Annotated in this window: 12 protein-coding genes; 9 read left to right on the top strand and 3 right to left on the bottom strand. The window is 67.2% G+C overall.

Going from position 1 to position 16,326, the window contains the following annotated elements; all coding sequences use genetic code 11:
* The first annotated feature begins 1,248 nt into the window (after positions 1-1,248).
* The 6 genes from dnaA (at position 1,249) to ACWF4Z_RS22875 (ending at position 8,455) form a co-directional block, all read left to right on the top strand.
* The gene (gene dnaA / locus ACWF4Z_RS22900) at positions 1,249-2,805 is read left to right on the top strand and encodes a chromosomal replication initiator protein DnaA (RefSeq protein ID WP_452245356.1); all 1,557 of its coding nucleotides are present in this window, start codon (positions 1,249-1,251) and stop codon (positions 2,803-2,805) included.
* A gap of 492 nt (positions 2,806-3,297) precedes the next feature.
* The gene (gene dnaN / locus ACWF4Z_RS22895; RefSeq protein WP_452245150.1) at positions 3,298-4,443 is read left to right on the top strand and encodes a DNA polymerase III subunit beta; all 1,146 of its coding nucleotides are present in this window, start codon (positions 3,298-3,300) and stop codon (positions 4,441-4,443) included.
* A gap of 31 nt (positions 4,444-4,474) precedes the next feature.
* Entirely contained in the window at positions 4,475-5,398 is a 924-nt protein-coding gene (gene gnd, locus ACWF4Z_RS22890; RefSeq protein WP_452245149.1) for a phosphogluconate dehydrogenase (NAD(+)-dependent, decarboxylating), read from the top strand.
* Position 5,399: 1 nt separating this feature from the next.
* Positions 5,400-6,539 (top strand): DNA replication/repair protein RecF, encoded by a 1,140-nt coding sequence (recF, locus tag ACWF4Z_RS22885; RefSeq protein ID WP_452245148.1) that lies wholly within the window; start codon positions 5,400-5,402, stop codon positions 6,537-6,539.
* A complete protein-coding gene (locus ACWF4Z_RS22880) occupies positions 6,532-7,086 on the top strand; it encodes a DUF721 domain-containing protein (RefSeq protein WP_452245147.1) in 555 nt (184 codons plus the stop codon). The genes recF and ACWF4Z_RS22880 overlap by 8 nt, the downstream gene beginning before the upstream one ends.
* Before the next feature lie 40 nt (positions 7,087-7,126).
* On the top strand, positions 7,127-8,455 hold the full coding sequence (locus ACWF4Z_RS22875; protein ID WP_452245146.1) for a hypothetical protein: 1,329 nt from the start codon (positions 7,127-7,129) through the stop codon (positions 8,453-8,455).
* On the opposite strand, the gene ACWF4Z_RS22870 is transcribed toward ACWF4Z_RS22875, so the two are convergent.
* From ACWF4Z_RS22870 to ACWF4Z_RS22860, 3 genes are read right to left on the bottom strand one after another with little or no spacing between them, the layout of a single operon-like run.
* The gene (locus tag ACWF4Z_RS22870) at positions 8,445-9,002 is read right to left on the bottom strand and encodes a hypothetical protein (protein ID WP_452245145.1); all 558 of its coding nucleotides are present in this window, start codon (positions 9,000-9,002) and stop codon (positions 8,445-8,447) included. The genes ACWF4Z_RS22875 and ACWF4Z_RS22870 overlap by 11 nt on opposite strands.
* Positions 8,999-9,604, bottom strand: a complete 606-nt coding sequence (locus ACWF4Z_RS22865) for a hypothetical protein (RefSeq protein WP_452245144.1) — start codon at positions 9,602-9,604, stop codon at positions 8,999-9,001. The genes ACWF4Z_RS22870 and ACWF4Z_RS22865 overlap by 4 nt, the downstream gene beginning before the upstream one ends.
* The gene (locus ACWF4Z_RS22860) at positions 9,601-10,236 is read right to left on the bottom strand and encodes a hypothetical protein (protein WP_452245143.1); all 636 of its coding nucleotides are present in this window, start codon (positions 10,234-10,236) and stop codon (positions 9,601-9,603) included. Before ACWF4Z_RS22860 ends, ACWF4Z_RS22865 begins: the two co-directional genes overlap by 4 nt.
* Before the next feature lie 339 nt (positions 10,237-10,575).
* Between ACWF4Z_RS22860 and gyrB the strand changes: the two genes are divergently transcribed.
* The 3 genes from gyrB (at position 10,576) to ACWF4Z_RS22845 (ending at position 16,295) form a co-directional block, all read left to right on the top strand.
* Positions 10,576-12,675, top strand: coding sequence for a DNA topoisomerase (ATP-hydrolyzing) subunit B (gene gyrB, locus ACWF4Z_RS22855; RefSeq protein ID WP_452245142.1), 2,100 nt, complete (start codon positions 10,576-10,578; stop codon positions 12,673-12,675).
* Between the two features lie 81 nt (positions 12,676-12,756).
* On the top strand, positions 12,757-15,414 hold the full coding sequence (gene gyrA, locus ACWF4Z_RS22850) for a DNA gyrase subunit A (protein ID WP_452245141.1): 2,658 nt from the start codon (positions 12,757-12,759) through the stop codon (positions 15,412-15,414).
* Entirely contained in the window at positions 15,414-16,295 is an 882-nt protein-coding gene (locus ACWF4Z_RS22845; protein ID WP_452245140.1) for a DUF3566 domain-containing protein, read from the top strand. The genes gyrA and ACWF4Z_RS22845 overlap by 1 nt, the downstream gene beginning before the upstream one ends.
* Positions 16,296-16,326 lie beyond the last annotated feature (31 nt).

Below are 16,326 nucleotides of genomic sequence, written 5' to 3'. Positions count from 1 at the left end.
ACAGGTCAAACCAGGTATCCCCAGAGTTGTCCACAGGCCTGTGGACAGAATAGTGGATAGCCGGTTGCGCGCCGGTTCGTCACTGTCTGCTGGAGTTGGCGACCGACAGCGATCGCACACCACGACTACGCTCCGCCGTCTACCCGACACGCCGGAGGTTGCCCCCAATTTCAGGTTCATAGCCTGTGGATGACGGCTTGAAGCAGGCTGGTCAACCTTGTTAGCGTCAGCCCCTCACACCAGAGGTCCCACACCCCGCAATCGGTAACCAACCTGCTCCACCCGTCGTTCACAACTGTGGACAACCGTGTGGACAGTGCGGCGATCGGCAGCGGAACCAGCAACCGCGCTGAGCCGAACAGCACCACGACTCACCGGCCGCACGGTGTTGGGTCGAACGGTCGCGCCGCCCGGGTCCGCCTGGAACGCGCCGGCCACCGCAGCGATGGATTCGGGGAGCAACGCGTGGTCGAGGACCATTCCGCCAGTGCGGAATACATACCGGCGGAGTACACACCGGCGCGGTACGGACCGGTCTACACCGGACCGCAGTACAGCGAACCGCACTACACCGAGCCGCACTACACGGAGCCGCACTACACCGGCGACGGCGGACAGGACCTCCGGCCCGACCCGGTCGCCGACTTCCGCACCGAGCTCGCCCCGACCGAACCAGAGTTCCTGCCGGAGTCCGAGCTCCGGCCGTCCCTCCCGATCCCGATGCCCGAGCCCATGCCCGAGCAACTGCCCGAGCAACTGCCCGAGCCGACACCCGAGCAGACGCAGCCGGCACCGGGCGGCGGCTACCGGTATCGCTCCGACCTCGAGCGCGCCGCAACGGACTTCCCCACCGGTACGGCGTACTTCGGCACGGCCCCCGCGGTGAGCAATCTCGGGCACCCCAGTGGGAGCAACAGCACTGCCTGGAGTGGTCAGCAGTACGCCGGAACGGGTACTGGCACTGGCGACACAGTGGGCGCGGCACGGAACGAGGGTGATGTACGTGCGGACGACGAGGCTGCTGAACCTCGAAGGTCACCGGCAGAGCAGCCGGCCCAGCAACCAACCCAGAAACCAACCGTTCAACCACAGGGGCAGCAACTGGCGCAGCCGGCGGCCGCACCACCGACCGTCCCAGCAGCTGGCCCAGCGGCGAGCGCAGCATCGGGCCCAGAATCCGGCCCAAAATCTGGCCCAGAATCTGGCCCAACACCTGTCGCAGCACCGGCCGAACCGGCGAGCCCGGTGATGGACCTCGGCGATGCGTGGACCCGGGTGCTGGCCGGCCTCCCGCCGAACCAGCGCGCCTGGCTGACGAACTCGCGTCCGGTTACGCTGCACGAGAGCACAGCGATCGTGGCCGTGCCGGACGACTTCACCCGCGGTCAGCTCGAGACCCGGCTGCGTCCGGACCTCGAGCGGATCCTGACCGAGAGCTTCGGTCGGGACATCCGGATCGCGGTCACCGTCGACCCGTCCCTCGATCCCGAGCTGCGCGAACAACAGGCACCGCCGCCGGCACCCGTCGTACGCGAGCCGTTGCGCACCGAGGGCTCGTACCAGCCGACCATCCAGTCCGCGCTGACCGATCCGGACCAGGGGCCGCAGTTCGGTCAACCGCGTCCTGAGCAGCGGTACGAGCAGCCCGAGCCGCAGCAGTACGCACCGCCGGCCCAGCAACAACAGCAGCCCTTCGGCGGAGGCGGCGGTGGAGCACAGCTTCCGAACGGCGCACCTCCGGCCCACCAGCCGACCGAAGGACAAGGTGAAGCCCGGCTCAACCCGAAGTACACCTTCGAGACCTTCGTCATCGGCAGCTCGAACCGGTTCGCCCACGCGGCCGCGGTCGCCGTCGCCGAGGCACCGGGCAAGGCATACAACCCGCAGCTGATCTACGGCGACTCCGGTCTGGGCAAGACCCACCTGTTGCACGCGATCGGCCACTACGTCCGCAGCCTCTACACCGGTGCGCGCGTCCGGTACGTGTCGAGCGAAGAGTTCACCAACGACTTCATCAACGCGATCCGCGACGACAAGGCGTCCCAGTTCCAGCGCCGGTACCGCGATGTCGACGTCCTGCTGATCGACGACATCCAGTTCCTCGAGGGCAAGATCCAGACCCAGGAGGAGTTCTTCCACACGTTCAACACCCTCCACAACGCGAACAAGCAGATCGTGATCAGCTCCGACCGCGCGCCGAAACGCCTGGAGGCGCTGGAGGATCGGCTCCGGAACCGGTTCGAGTGGGGCCTGATCACCGATATCCAGCCGCCGGACCTCGAGACCCGGATCGCAATCCTGCGCAAGAAGGCGGCGACCGAGCGGCTGACCGCGCCGCCCGAGGTGCTGGAGTTCATCGCGTCGAAGGTGCAGACGAACATCCGTGAGCTCGAGGGCGCACTGATCCGCGTCACCGCGTTCGCCAGCCTGAACCGGCAGCCGGTCGATCTGAGCCTGGCCGAGATCGTGCTGAAGGACCTCATCCCCGAAGGCAGCAAGCCCGAGGTGACGGCCAGCATGATCATGGGCCAGACCGCGTCGTACTTCGGACTCTCCATCGACGACCTGTGCGGATCCAGTCGCAGCCGCGTGCTCGTCACCGCCCGCCAGATCGCCATGTATCTGTGCCGCGAGCTCACCGACCTGTCGCTACCGAAGATCGGCCAGCAGTTCGGCGGCCGCGACCACACCACAGTCATGCATGCCGAACGAAAGATCCGTCAGCTGATGTCCGAACGGCGCAGCGTCTTCAACCAGGTCACCGAACTGACCAACCGGATCAAGCACCAGGCAAAACAACAGTAGGAAGCACACACAGGCTGGGGACACAGCTGTGGATAACTGTGGGTACTGCAGTGGATACGTCGGTGTGTGGTGTGGATGCGCTGTGGGCAAAGAATCCGTCGTACCCAGGCGTCCCCAACACAGCGAGAGCTCGTCCACACGCAGTACACAGGCCCATTCGCGGTCTGACCTGCGAAGTCGCGGCTTTTCCACACTATCCACCGGTGCGAAGAACACTATGGAATCTGTAGAGGAATCCCAGTCCACAAAACGATGGTGCGGCCCAACCTGGGGAAAACCCCGCACTCGCGCCGGCTTGAACTACCTGTCAGGCTGTCCCCGAGACACCACCAGTGACACCAGCAGAGGCACCATCAGCAGCACCTTCAGCGGCACTTGGTACGACGCAGACGCGACCCGCCCGAAAGCGCCACGTCAGGCCCGATTGGCGTAGAGCACACTTGTCCGTGGCAGGATCTGCCTGGCACACAGCCGAATCAGGAGGCACCAGCGGTGAAGTTTCGCGTCGAGCGCGACGTACTGGCCGAGTCGGTGGCCTGGGCCGCGCGCAGCTTGCCCAGTCGTCCCAGCGTCCCGATCCTGGCCGGCCTTCTGGTCGAGGCCGAGGACGGGCAGATCACCTTGTCCGGCTTCGACTACGAGACCTCGGTCCGGGTCACGGTCCCCGCACAGGTGGCCGATGCCGGGAAGTGCCTGATCTCCGGCCGGCTGGTCGCCGACATCTCGAAGAGTCTTCCGAACCAGCCCGTGGACATCCAGGTGGACGGGGCGAAGGCCCAAGTGACCTGTGGCAGTTCGCGGTTCACGCTCCAAACGCTTCCCACAGAGGAATATCCGGCTTTGCCGGAGCTTCCGGCCGCCAGCGGGACGGTCAAGGCCGACGTCTTCGCCCAGGCGGTCTCCCAGGTGGTGACCGCGGCCGGCCGTGAGGACACGCTGCCGGTGCTGACCGGCGTCCGGGTCGAGATCGAGGGATCCACGATCTCCCTGCTGGCCACCGACCGGTACCGGCTCGCGATCCGCGAGCTCGAGTGGAATCCGCAGTCCCCCGATGCGTCGGCGGCCGCGCTGGTTCCGGCCCGGGTGCTGTCGGAGACCGCGAAGGCGATGACCGGCTCGGACGTGATCGTGTCGCTGGCCGCGCCCGGTACCGGTGACGGCATCGTCGGCTTCGAGGGCGAGGTGTCCGGCGGTAACCGGCGGGCGACCACCCGGTTGCTGGACGGCGAATTCCCGAAGGTCCGCGGCATCATCCCGACCGACGCGGCGATCCAGACCCGGGTCCGGATCGAGACCGCGACGCTGGTCGAGGCGGTGAAGCGGGTCGCCCTGGTCGCGGAGCGCAACGCCCCGGTCCGGCTGACCTTCAGCGACGACGGCGTGACCCTGGACGCCGGCAGTGGCGACGAGGCGCAGGCCTCGGAGTCGATCGAGGCACGTGTCGTCGGCGACCCGGTGACCGTAGGCTTCAATCCGACGTACCTGCTCGACGGCCTGAACGCGATCGGTACGCCGGTCGCACACCTGGCCTTCACGCAGGCGACGAAGCCGGCCGAACTGACCGGTGTGAGGGATTTCGACGGCGAACCGATCACTGAGTTCCGGTACGTGCTGATGCCGGTCCGCCTGAACAGCTGAACCAAACGCCAAGAGAACAAGGGGATTCACGATGGAGCTCGGCCTTGTCGGTCTCGGCAAGATGGGCGGCAACATGCGCCAGCGGATCCGCAACGCTGGTCACACCGTGGTCGGGTTCGACCACAACCAGGACATCTCCGACGCCACGGACCTGGCCGACATGGTCGGCAAGCTCACCGCCTCCGATCAACCGAAGGTCGTCTGGATCATGGTGCCGGTCCAGGCCATCGACCCGGTCGTCACCGAGCTCGCCGAGCTGCTCTCACCCGGCGACATCGTCATCGACGGCGGCAACAGCCGCTGGACCGACGACACCCGACGGGCCGCGCAGCTCGCCGAGAAGGGCATCAAGTTCGCCGACTGCGGTGTCTCCGGCGGCGTCTGGGGCCTGGAGAACGGCTACGCCCTGATGTGTGGCGGCGACCAGGACACCATCGCGACGATCATGCCGATCTTCGAAGCCCTCAAGCCCGAGGGTGAGTTCGGCTTCGTGCACGCCGGCAAGGTCGGCGCCGGGCACTTCACCAAGATGGTCCACAACGGCATCGAGTACGGCATCATGCAGGCCTACGCCGAGGGCTTCGAGCTGCTCGAGGCCGCGGACATCGTGGACAACGTGCCCGCCGCGTTCGACTCCTGGCGTGAAGGCACCGTGATCCGGTCCTGGCTGCTGGACCTGATGGTCATCGCGCTCAAGGAAGACTCCCACCTCGACAAGATCCGCGGGTACGCCGACGACTCCGGCGAGGGCCGGTGGACCGTCGAGGCCGCGATCGACAACGCCGTACCGGTGCCGGCCATCGCGGCGGCGCTGTTTGCCCGGTTCGCCTCGCGTCAGGACGACTCGCCCGCGATGAAGGCGATCGCCGCGATGCGCAACCAGTTCGGTGGCCACGCGGTCAAGGGCGCCGAGGCCGCTGACCCGTCGTACGCGACACCCCCGATCAAGCACTGAGGTGTTCGTCACCGCCCTGGGTCTGCTCGACTTCCGGTCCTACCAGCAGGCGGAGGTCCAGCTCACTCCGGGCGTGACGGCCTTCGTCGGCCCGAACGGCCACGGCAAGACCAACCTGGTCGAGGCGATCCACTACACCGCGACGCTCGGTTCGCACCGGGTGGCGAACGACGCACCGCTGGTGCGGGCCGGCGCCACCCGGGCGATCGTGCGGACTGAGATCCACAGCCAGTACGACCGGGATGTGGTCGTCGAGCTTGAAATCAATCCTGGGAGGGCAAATCGGGCCCGGGTGAACCGGTCGCCGGTCCCGCGGCCACGCGAAGTGCTCGGATTGCTCCGCACGGTGCTGTTCGCGCCGGAGGATCTCGCCCTGGTGAAGGGCGATCCGTCCGAACGGCGACGGTTCATGGACGAGCTGCTGACCCTGCGATCGCCGCGGATGGCCGGCGTACGACAGGACTACGACCGGGTGCTCAAGCAGCGGAACTCGCTGCTCCGCAGTGCCTCGATGGCTCGGCGGCAGAACCGGTCGAGCGCGGCCGAGGGCCAGCTGCGCACCCTGGAAGTCTGGGACTCCAACCTGGCCCGGACCGGTTCGGAGTTGCTCGCCACCCGGCTGGAGTTGCTGGAATCCCTACGTCCATTGGTTTCCAGCGCGTACGACGCTGTTGCCCGAGGCAAGGGTGATGCGCGGCTGGAGTACAAGTCCTCGGTCCTGCTCGAGCCGGGTGTGGTGTCGCGCGAGCAGTTGGCCGAGGTGCTGATGGAGGCCGTCCGCGAGAAGCGGCAGGACGAGCTCGACCGGGGAGTGTCGCTCGTCGGTCCACACCGCGACGACGTCGTACTGGGCCTGGGTGACTTGCCCGCGAAGGGGTATGCGAGTCACGGTGAGTCCTGGTCGTTCGCGCTCGCGTTGCGGTTGGCGTCGTACGAGCTGCTTCGAGCCGACGGGGGTGAACCGGTGCTGATCCTGGACGACGTGTTCGCCGAGCTCGACACGCAGCGCCGGGACCGGCTGGCCGAGTTGGTGGCGCCCGCGGAGCAGGTGCTGGTGACGGCGGCGGTGGGCGCGGATGTGCCCGCTGAGCTCAGTGGGGCGCGTTTCGAGGTCGGCGATGGGGTCGTTCAGCGTGCCTGAACCCGAGAATTCCTCTGAGAGCGGCCTTGAGAGCCAACTACCGGAAGAGCCCGAGCACGACAAGCAGGGTCTGGACCTGGCGAAATCGCTCGCGGGACGGCTCAAGGGGATGAGTCCGATCAAGCCGGCCAAGCGGCGCCGGCGGCCGCGGATCGACGGTGCGCAGATCAGCAGCGCGCGCCCCGACGACCGCGATCCGCAGAAGCTGACCAGCACCCTCGGCCGGTTGATGCGTGACCAGGGCTGGGAGGTCGACGTCGCCGTACACGGCGTGATGGCCCGCTGGCCGTCGATCGTCGGTCCGGAGATGGCCGAACACTGCACCCCGGAGTCCTACGAGGACACAGTGCTGACCGTACGAACGTCGTCCACGGCGTGGGCCACTCAGCTCAAGCTCCTCGCGCCCGACCTGGTCCGTCGCCTGAACGCCGAACTCGGCGACGGCACGGTCACCCTCGTCAACGTCCAAGGCCCCCACGCCCCCAGTTGGCGCAAGGGCCCCCGAACCATCCGCGGCGGCCGCGGCCCACGAGACACCTACGGGTGACTGGTCCCGAGACCCGGTCCCTCACTTAGGATCATCCGCGATGCGCACGATCGTCGATGGCTTCGTTGAGATGGTCCACCTGATCGGAGACACCTTCCGGCTCTGGTGGCGGAACCTGCTGCCCATGACGACCTGGTGGCTCGGCGGATTCGTCGGGTTCACGGTGTCGATCAATGCGGCGATCTGGCTCGCGCGGCATGCACATCAGAGCCTCGGGACCGGTGTCTTCGCGATCGGCGTGCTGTGTCAGATCACCGCAGCCGTCGGCATGATCCGGACCTGCGCGATGTCGCTGTACCGGTGGCGGGACGCGGCGTCCAGCGAGACCGAGGAGACCTCGGACCCGATGCAACACGGTCTGCTGGAGTTGCTCGCCGTCACGCTGCTGCCGCTGGTCGCGGTCTGGTCGGCCTGGGGCTTCTTCGACGACCAGGTCGGTCAGCTCACCGCCACCTTCCTGGTCCAGAACGGGACCCAGAGCACGTTCTTCCAGGTCGGCATCCACTCGTGGCACAAGTACCTGCCCGCCTTGCTGGTCCTGCTGGTACTTCGCCGGCTGCTCCAGGCGGTCGACGATCGGTGGCCGAGCCGACCGGTCAAGTTCGCCCAGGTCTGGTCCGAGGCCTTCTTCGTTCTGGTAACCGTGGTCATCACGCCGTTCGCGGTCAGCGAGGGCAAGCTGTGGTTCAAGGAGCGCAGCTTCTGGTACTGGTCGGTGGACTGGTGGAGTGGCCTGAAGGACTTCTTCGAGAGCATCCGGATCCCGCTGCCCGCCGGTATCGAGTTCCTCTGGGGCTTCTTCTGGGAGACGCTCTGGCCGCTGTTCAAGCTCGGCATCGGTGAGCCGCTGACCTGGCTCGCGATCACGACCGTCGTCTTCGGCCACCGCGTGCTGTCCAGCGGTGGGGTCTTCCGAGGCACCCGGCTGGAGCGGCGCCTCGGTGCGCAGCCCGATCCGGAGGCAGCGCAACCGAACCGCTTCGTCGCGCTGACCTACAAGGCGCCCGACCTGGTGCTTGGTGGACTGCGGGAAAAGTTCTACCCGGCGCTGAACGCGTTCCGCCTGCTGGTCCGAGTCGGGCCGGTCTTCCTCGGCGTCGTCTGCATGGTTTACACGTTCTGGTTGCTCGGCGAGGCGTGGGCGTTCGTCGGCATTCAGCGCACGATCGGGATCCACGGCATGTACTGGGGTCTGATGAACATCGAGATCTCCGGTCTGATCCGGGACATCGTCTTCCAGCCGCTGCGGATCGCCTTGCTCGCGGCGGCGTTCGACCTGTGCATCTCGGTCGGGATCCAGCGCCGCAACGAGGCCGCCGCGAAGAAGGCGGCTGAATCGCAGCCGGCGAAGGCCGCCGCTACGGCGTGATCATCACCCGGAAGTAGCCCCCGGAGTCACCGACGAGGACGCCGGTCAGATGCGGGACCGCCGACGCCGGTACGACGTAGACCTGCGCGATCTGTCCGGGCTTGTTCAGAGTCCACGGAAAGTCGTCGTTGGTGCAGTAGGTCGGCAGCTTGAACTTGTACGGCTGCTGGCCGTCCCAGGTGTTGCCGCGGTCGTCGGTCAGCGACGCCGCGCACTGGAACCCCTTGTCCTTCAGGTAGGTGCCTTCGCGCGGTGTGACCGTCATCGTGGCGACCATGATCACCGATCCGGCCGGCTGCGGCAGGTCGATCGGCTCGCCGTCGGTGTCGATGAGTTTCGTGTACGCCTGCAGGGAATTCAGCGTCCAGTCGACGTGGTCGACCGTCACCGGACCTTTGCTGACGACCTGGTCGATCTTGCCGTTCTCGTACAGGCGTTCGGGGTCGTCCAGGTAGTTCCGCAGCAGGACGAACGCCGAGGTCGACAGCAGCGCCAGCAGCAGGGCGAACTGCACGACCAGCCGGGACGCCCGGCTCGCGATCTTCACGATGCCACCCGGGTGACCGGCCGCTGAACGACGTACTGCTGTTCTGCCCCGTCGACGAGCTGTTGCGCGATCTCGTCGCTCGGTATGCCGAGGTCGACCGCGATCTCGGAGTTGAGGACGTTGAAGATCATCGTCGGAACCACCCTGAGCGTCAGGTTCTTCAGGTCGGCGGGGTTCACCTCGAACACGATGGCGCCGGTCTTCGCGTAGCCGGCGTCGGGGAAGTCCAGGCTGCTGCTGGTGATCCCGTCGATAGGCGCGTAGACGCTACCGCCGTCGGCGACCAGAGTCGCGTTGATGTTGTCCGGCTTCTTCGTCCCACGGACGGCGTCCCACTCGAGGGCGACGTACACGCCGTTGGTCGTGATCGGCTTGGTGTCGTCGCTCGCACCGCCGTCGATGACGGCCTGCGCGAACTTCATCCGGGTGATCTTCACGGTCGAATCGCTGCCGGAGTACGTGAGCGCCTCGCCGATCGTGCCGTGCACGACCTCCATGTTCTGCTTGTCGTACACCTGATCGGGCGTGGCCAGGCGGGTCAAGCCGCCGAGCAGGACGAACAGGACGCCGACGACGATCGTCGCGGGCCGGTAGACCTTCACGAGTCCTCCCCCTTGTCGACGATCACCTTCGGCTTCAGCCGAATGACGGCTGAGGGGGTCTCGTTGTGCCAGTACGGCGTGTCGTCCGCGCCGAGCGTGCTGTTGTCGGCATCGAAGCTCTCGGCCAGGACACCGATCTCGACCTGGTCGGCGGTGAAGTCCGGCGCGACGTCGAACTCGGTGTAGCAGGGCTCGGGCGGAAGGCCGTAGACGACCGTCCAGCCGATGACGCCGTGGCAGCTGCCGCCGTTGGACTCGATGTTGTCCTGCCCCTTGCCGGGGACGAACAGCATCAAGCCGCCGTCCACGCGATGGGTGGTGTGCTGCTCGGTGTCGACGTTCTTCGCGTCGAAGTAGACCCGCAGCTTCGCCTTCGCGTCGTTGTACTCCCCCTTGGGGGTGCGGAGGATCTCGGCGTTCTTGAAGTTGAACTCCCACCGGCCGGCGGTCACCGTCACCGGGGCGTTCAGGGTCGGGACGGTGCGGCCCTGCTTCTCCTTCCAGCCGCCGGTGAACAGGACGACCAGGGCGAGGACGACGACGACCGCGAACGCGATCAGCCACTTGCGCCGGTGCCGGTGAATCACCCGGTCCGCGATCATCGCGTCGATGACGTCGTCGAGACTTTCCACGGCAGCGATCCTAAAGGCCCGTGGGTGCGCGCCGGACCCTTGTTCGAGTCCAGCCTTTGTGGTCCGGACCGGATCGTCGCGTCTCGGTGCCCAGACCGTCAGTCGCGAACACCCCGGAGGCCACTGAGCGGCCGTGAGCGCTTTCTGGCCCCCCATCCGTGAGTGGGGACATGGCGAGGAGGGAGAAAAGACGCCCTAGACCGAGTTTCGGCCGCCTGGTGGCCGGTTCTGCTTTCGGCGACGGGTAGAATGGGAGCTGTAGAGAGAGCTGCACCTCTACCAACACTGTAGGGTGCGGCTTCCACTGTGCGCGACGGCTCGCAGATGCGAGTGTGCGCGATGCCTCGCGAACGCGGGGTCCGAGGAGGACAACAGCCGGTGACCGACGAGCCGACCGAGATCGACGTCAACCCATCCGCCGACCCGAGCGGCACCGTCGTACCCGACGCTGAGCTAGCCCCGATGCTCGACGAAATCCCGTCGAACGTCGTCGAGCACGAGTACAACGCGAGTGCGATCCAGGTCCTGGAGGGTCTGGACGCGGTCCGGAAGCGTCCGGGGATGTACATCGGATCCACCGGTGAGCGTGGTCTGCACCATCTCGTCACCGAGGTGGTCGACAACGCGGTCGACGAGGCGATGGCCGGGTTCGGCGACCGCATCGTCGTGACCCTGCTCCCCGACGGCGCCGTCCGGGTCGAGGACAACGGCCGTGGTATCCCGGTCGACATCGTCGAGTCCGAGGGCAAGCCGGCCGTCACCGTCGTACTGACCGTCCTGCACGCCGGCGGCAAGTTCGGCGGCGGCGGGTACAAGGTCTCCGGCGGTCTGCACGGTGTCGGTGTCTCCGTGGTGAACGCGCTGTCCACCAAGCTCCGCGTCGACGTCAAGCTGAACGGCAAGCTGTACACGCAGTCGTTCACGCACGGCGTCCCCGACGAGGACCTCGCCGAGATCGGTATGTCGGAATCCAACGGCACCACCGTGACGTTCTGGGCCGACCCCGACGTGTTCGAGACCACGACGTACTCCTACGAGACGCTGGCCACCCGGTTCCGCGAGATGGCCTTCCTGAACAAGGGCCTCGAGATCGTGATCCGCGACGAGCGTCCGGACCACACCGAGGACGGCCACCCGGTCGAGCAGGCGTTCAAGGCCGACAACGGCCTGGTCGACTACGTGAAGTACCTGACCGGCATCCGCGAGACCGTGCACCGCGACGTCATCTCGTTCGAGGCGGCGGCGCAGGAGAAGAACAGCATGAGCCTCGAGGTCGCGCTGCAGTGGAGCGGCTCGTTCCAGGAGTCCGTGCACACCTTCGCGAACGCGATCAACACCCACGAGGGTGGTACGCACGAGGAAGGCTTCCGGGCCGCGCTCACCTCGCTGGTCAACTCGTTCGGCGAGGACCAGGGCATGATCAAGAAGAAGGAGGACAGGCTCACCGGTGACGACATCCGGGAGGGCCTGACCGCGATCATCTCGGTCAAGCTGGCCGAGCCGCAGTTCGAGGGGCAGACCAAGACCAAGCTCGGCAACACCGAGGTCAAGGGTTTCGTCCAGCGGGTCGTGAACGACCGGCTCGGCGCCTGGTTCGAGCAGAACCCGGGCGAGGGCCGCGAGATCATCCGCAAGGCGACCGCCGCGGCGAGCGCCCGGATCGCGGCCCGCAAGGCGCGCGACCTGGCCCGCAACCGCAAGGGCCTGCTCGGCGGTGGCGGCCTCCCGGGCAAGCTGGCCGACTGCCAGTCGACCAACCCCGAGGAGTGCGAGGTCTACATCGTCGAGGGAGACTCGGCCGGTGGCTCCGCCAAGGGCGGCCGGGACCCGAAGTTCCAGGCCATCCTGCCGATCCGCGGCAAGATCCTGAACGTCGAGAAGGCCCGCATCGACAAGGTCCTGCAGAACAACGAGGTCCAGGCGATCATCTCGGCGCTGGGCACCGGCATCCACGAGGACTTCGACGAGGACAAGCTCCGGTACCACAAGATCGTGATCATGGCCGATGCCGACGTCGACGGCCAGCACATCCGGACCCTGCTGCTGACGCTGCTGTTCCGGTTCATGCGGCCGCTGATCGAGCGCGGACACGTGTATGCCGCGCAGCCCCCGCTGTACAAGATCCGCTGGAGCAACCAGCCGGACGAGCTGGCCTACACCGACCGCGAGCGCGACGGCCTGCTCGAGGCCGGCTACGAGGCCGGTAAGAAGCTGCCCAAGGAGAACCCGATCCAGCGCTACAAGGGTCTGGGCGAGATGAACGCGAACGAGCTGTGGGACACCACGATGGACCCGGCCAACCGGGTGCTGCTGCAGATCACCCTCGACGACGCGATCCGCGCCGACGAGACGTTCCAGACGCTGATGGGCGACGACATCGAGGCGCGGCGCAGCTTCATCCAGCGCAACGCCAAGGACGTTCGCTTCCTCGACATCTGACCCGGTTCGTGGTCCGTTGCCCCGGGCCACGATCCGTTCTGCGCACAAACGACGTACTGACTTGAACGGGACGAACTCTTCATGACCGAGACCCCCACCACCCCGGGCCACGACCGGGTCGAGCCCCTCGACCTGCAGACCGAGATGCAGCAGTCGTACCTCGACTACGCGATGGCCGTGATCGTCGGCCGCGCGCTGCCCGAGGTCCGCGACGGCCTCAAACCGGTGCACCGCCGCATCCTCTACGCGATGTACGACGGTGGCTACCGGCCGGACCGTGGATTCAACAAGTGCTCCCGGATCGTCGGTGACGTGATGGGTCAGTACCACCCACACGGCGACTCGGCGATCTACGACACCTTGGTCCGGCTGGCGCAACCGTGGGTGATGCGGGCGCCGCTGATCCAGGGCCAGGGCAACTTCGGTTCCCCGGGCAACGACCCGGCGGCCGCGATGCGGTACACCGAGTGCCGGATGGCGCCGCTGGCCATGGAGATGGTCCGCGACATCAACGAGGACACCGTCGACTTCCGGCCCAACTACGACGGCAAGTCGCAGGAGCCGGTGATCCTGCCGGCGCGCTTCCCGAACTTGCTGGTGAACGGCTCGTCCGGGATCGCGGTCGGCATGGCGACGAACATCCCGCCGCACAACCTGCGCGAGGTCGCCGCCGCGGTCGACTGGGCGCTGGAGCACCCGGACGCCACCCCCGAAGAGCTGCTCGACGCCTGCCTGCAGTACATCAAGGGCCCGGACTTCCCGAACGGCGCGTTGATCGTCGGCTACAAGGGCATCGACGACGCGTACCGCACCGGCCGTGGTTCGGTCACGATGCGCGCGGTGGTCGACATCGAGGAGGACGCGAAGGGCCGCACCAGCCTGGTCGTCACCCAGCTGCCGTACATGGTCAACCCGGACAACCTGGCGTTGAAGATCGCCGAGCTGGTGAACACCGGCAAGATGAGCGGGATCGCGGACATCCGCGACGACAGCTCGTCACGGACGGGTCAGCGGCTGGTCGTCGTACTGAAGCGGGACGCGCAGCCGCGCGTCGTGCTGAACAACCTCTACAAGCACACGCAGCTGCAGGACACCTTCGGCTGCAACATGCTCGCGCTGGTCGACGGCGTACCGCGCACGCTCAGCGTGAACTACTTCATCAGCTACTGGATCGATCACCAGATCGAGGTCATCCAGCGGCGGACCCGCTTCCGTCTGCGCGAGGCCGAGAAGAACGCGCACATCTACCGCGGGTATGTGAAGGCGCTGGACGCCCTCGACGAGGTGATCGCGCTGATCCGGCGCAGCCCCGACGTCGAGGAGGCACGCAACGGCCTGATCGCGTTGCTCGACATCGACGAGGTCCAGGCGCAGGCGATCCTGGACATGCAGCTGCGCCGGCTGGCCGCCCTGGAACGGCAGCGGATCATCGAGCGGTTGCAGGAGCTCGAGGCGATCATCGCCGACCTCGAGGACATCCTGGCCAGCCCGGAGCGGCAGCGCACGATCGTCAAGGACGAGCTCGCCGAGATCGTCGAGCGGTACGGCGACGAGCGTCGTACCGAGATCATCGCGGCCGACGGCGACCTGTCCGTGCAGGACCTGGTCCCGGACGAGGACGTCGTGGTCACGATCACCCGCGGCGGGTACGCGAAGCGGACCAAGACCGACCTCTACCGGACGCAGAACCGCGGCGGCAAGGGCGTCCGGGGTGCCGCGCTGCGGGCCGAGGACGAGATCAGCCACTTCTTCGCCACCACGAACCATCACTGGATGCTGTTCTTCACCACCAAGGGCCGGGTCTACCGGGCCAAGGTGTGGCAGCTGCCGGAGTCTGCACGGGACGCGAAGGGCTCGCACGTCGCCGGGCTGCTCTCGTTCCAGCCGGACGAGGACATCGCCCAGGTGTTGACGCTGCGTGACTACGAGCAGGCCGACTACCTGGTGCTGGCGACCAAGCGCGGCCTGGTCAAGAAGACCGCGCTGACCGACTACGACTCGGCCCGGCAGAGCGGCATCATCGCGGTCAACTTCCGCGAGGACGACGACGAGCTGATCGGTGCCGACCTGGCCACCGCCGAGGACGACCTGCTGCTGGTCTCCCGCAAGGGCCAGTCGATCCGGTTCACCGCGAACGACGAGCAGCTCCGGCCGATGGGCCGGGCCACCTCGGGCGTCACCGGGATGAAGTTCCGGTCCGGCGACGAGCTGCTCTCGATGTCGGTGATCCGGGCCGGCGCGGACGAGGATTCGCAGTTCGTCTTCACCGTGACCGACGCCGGGTACGCCAAGCGGTCGAAGGTCTCCGAGTACCGGCAGCAGGGGCGCGGCGGCCTCGGGATCAAGGCCGTGAAGCTGAACGACGAGCGTGGCTCGCTGGTCGGCGCGATCATCGTGGTCGACGAGGACCAGGTCCTGGCGATCAAGGCGAGCGGCCAGGTGGTTCGCAGCCGGGTCGACAGTGTGCCGGTCAAGGGCCGCGACACGATGGGCGTCCGGTTCGCCGGCGTCGGTGAGTCCGATGCGGTCGTCGCGATCGCCCGGAACACCGATCTGACCGTGGTCGGGGAGGAGTTGGACGGCGCCGAGGAGGGTACAGACTCCGCAGGTGTTCAGGATGTGGACGGATCGACAACCGAATCCACCCCTGAGAGCGTCCACAATGATGACCAGCGTTCGACGGACTTCGACGGCGCGGCTACCGTCGAAGACGACGACGCCGGCCAGGAGGGTGACTGATGACCAACCGCGCGAGGCCGACCTGGCCCGAAGGTGCGGCGGACAATCCCCAGAGCGCGCGTTCGGCGCAGGGCGGGACACAGTCCACCGGACCGGCCACCCCGGCCTCCAACGGTCGTTCCGGAGCCGCGCCCAGCGGCAACGGACAGCCAAGGACCAGCACGGGAAACGGCCAACGACCGGATCTCCGGCAGCAGCCGCGACCGGGCACGACCCCGGTGCGTCCGCAGCAGGCTCGCCCCGGGGCGGCGCCCAGTACGCCGGGACGTCCGGAGCCCTGGTCCCCCACGCACACGCCGGTCCCGCCTGCGGGCGGTCCGGCCGCAGCACCGTCGTACGGGCAGACCGAGGCCAAGACCGAGACGTTCGGTGACCGGGTGAGCGCGGCGCGTCAGGCGGTCCTCGACAAGGCCGCCGCGGTCACGTCGGCGCGGCCGGAGAAGGCTGACCGGAGTGAGGCGCGGCTGGCGTCTCGCGCTGAGAAGGAGCCGAAGGCTTCGAGCCGGCCGCAGACTCGCAAGGCCCGCCTGCGGATGTCGCGGATCGACCCGTGGTCGGTGATGAAGACGTCGTTCCTGCTCGCCATCGCCTTCGGCATCGTGACCTGGGTCGCGGTCTTCATCATCTGGTCCGCGATCGGTGCGGCCGGGGTGTTCGACAACATCAACAGCACGGTCCAAGAGGTCCTGGGTACGCCGACGGCCGAGCCGTTCCGGATCGAGAACTACATCAACACCGGCAAGGTGATGGGCTTCACCACCCTGCTCGCGTGTGCGGATGTGCTGATCATCACGGCGCTCGCGACGCTCGGATCCTTCCTCTACAACATCGCCGCCACGCTGCTCGGCGGCCTCGAAGTCACGCTGGCTTCGGAAGACTGATCGGAACGGCCGGGCCCGGTCGGGTCCGGCC

Source organism: Kribbella sp. NPDC055071 (assembly GCF_053608045.1).
The sequence above is the reverse complement of the archived record's forward strand: the minus strand, read 5'-3'. Positions and strand labels throughout refer to the sequence as shown.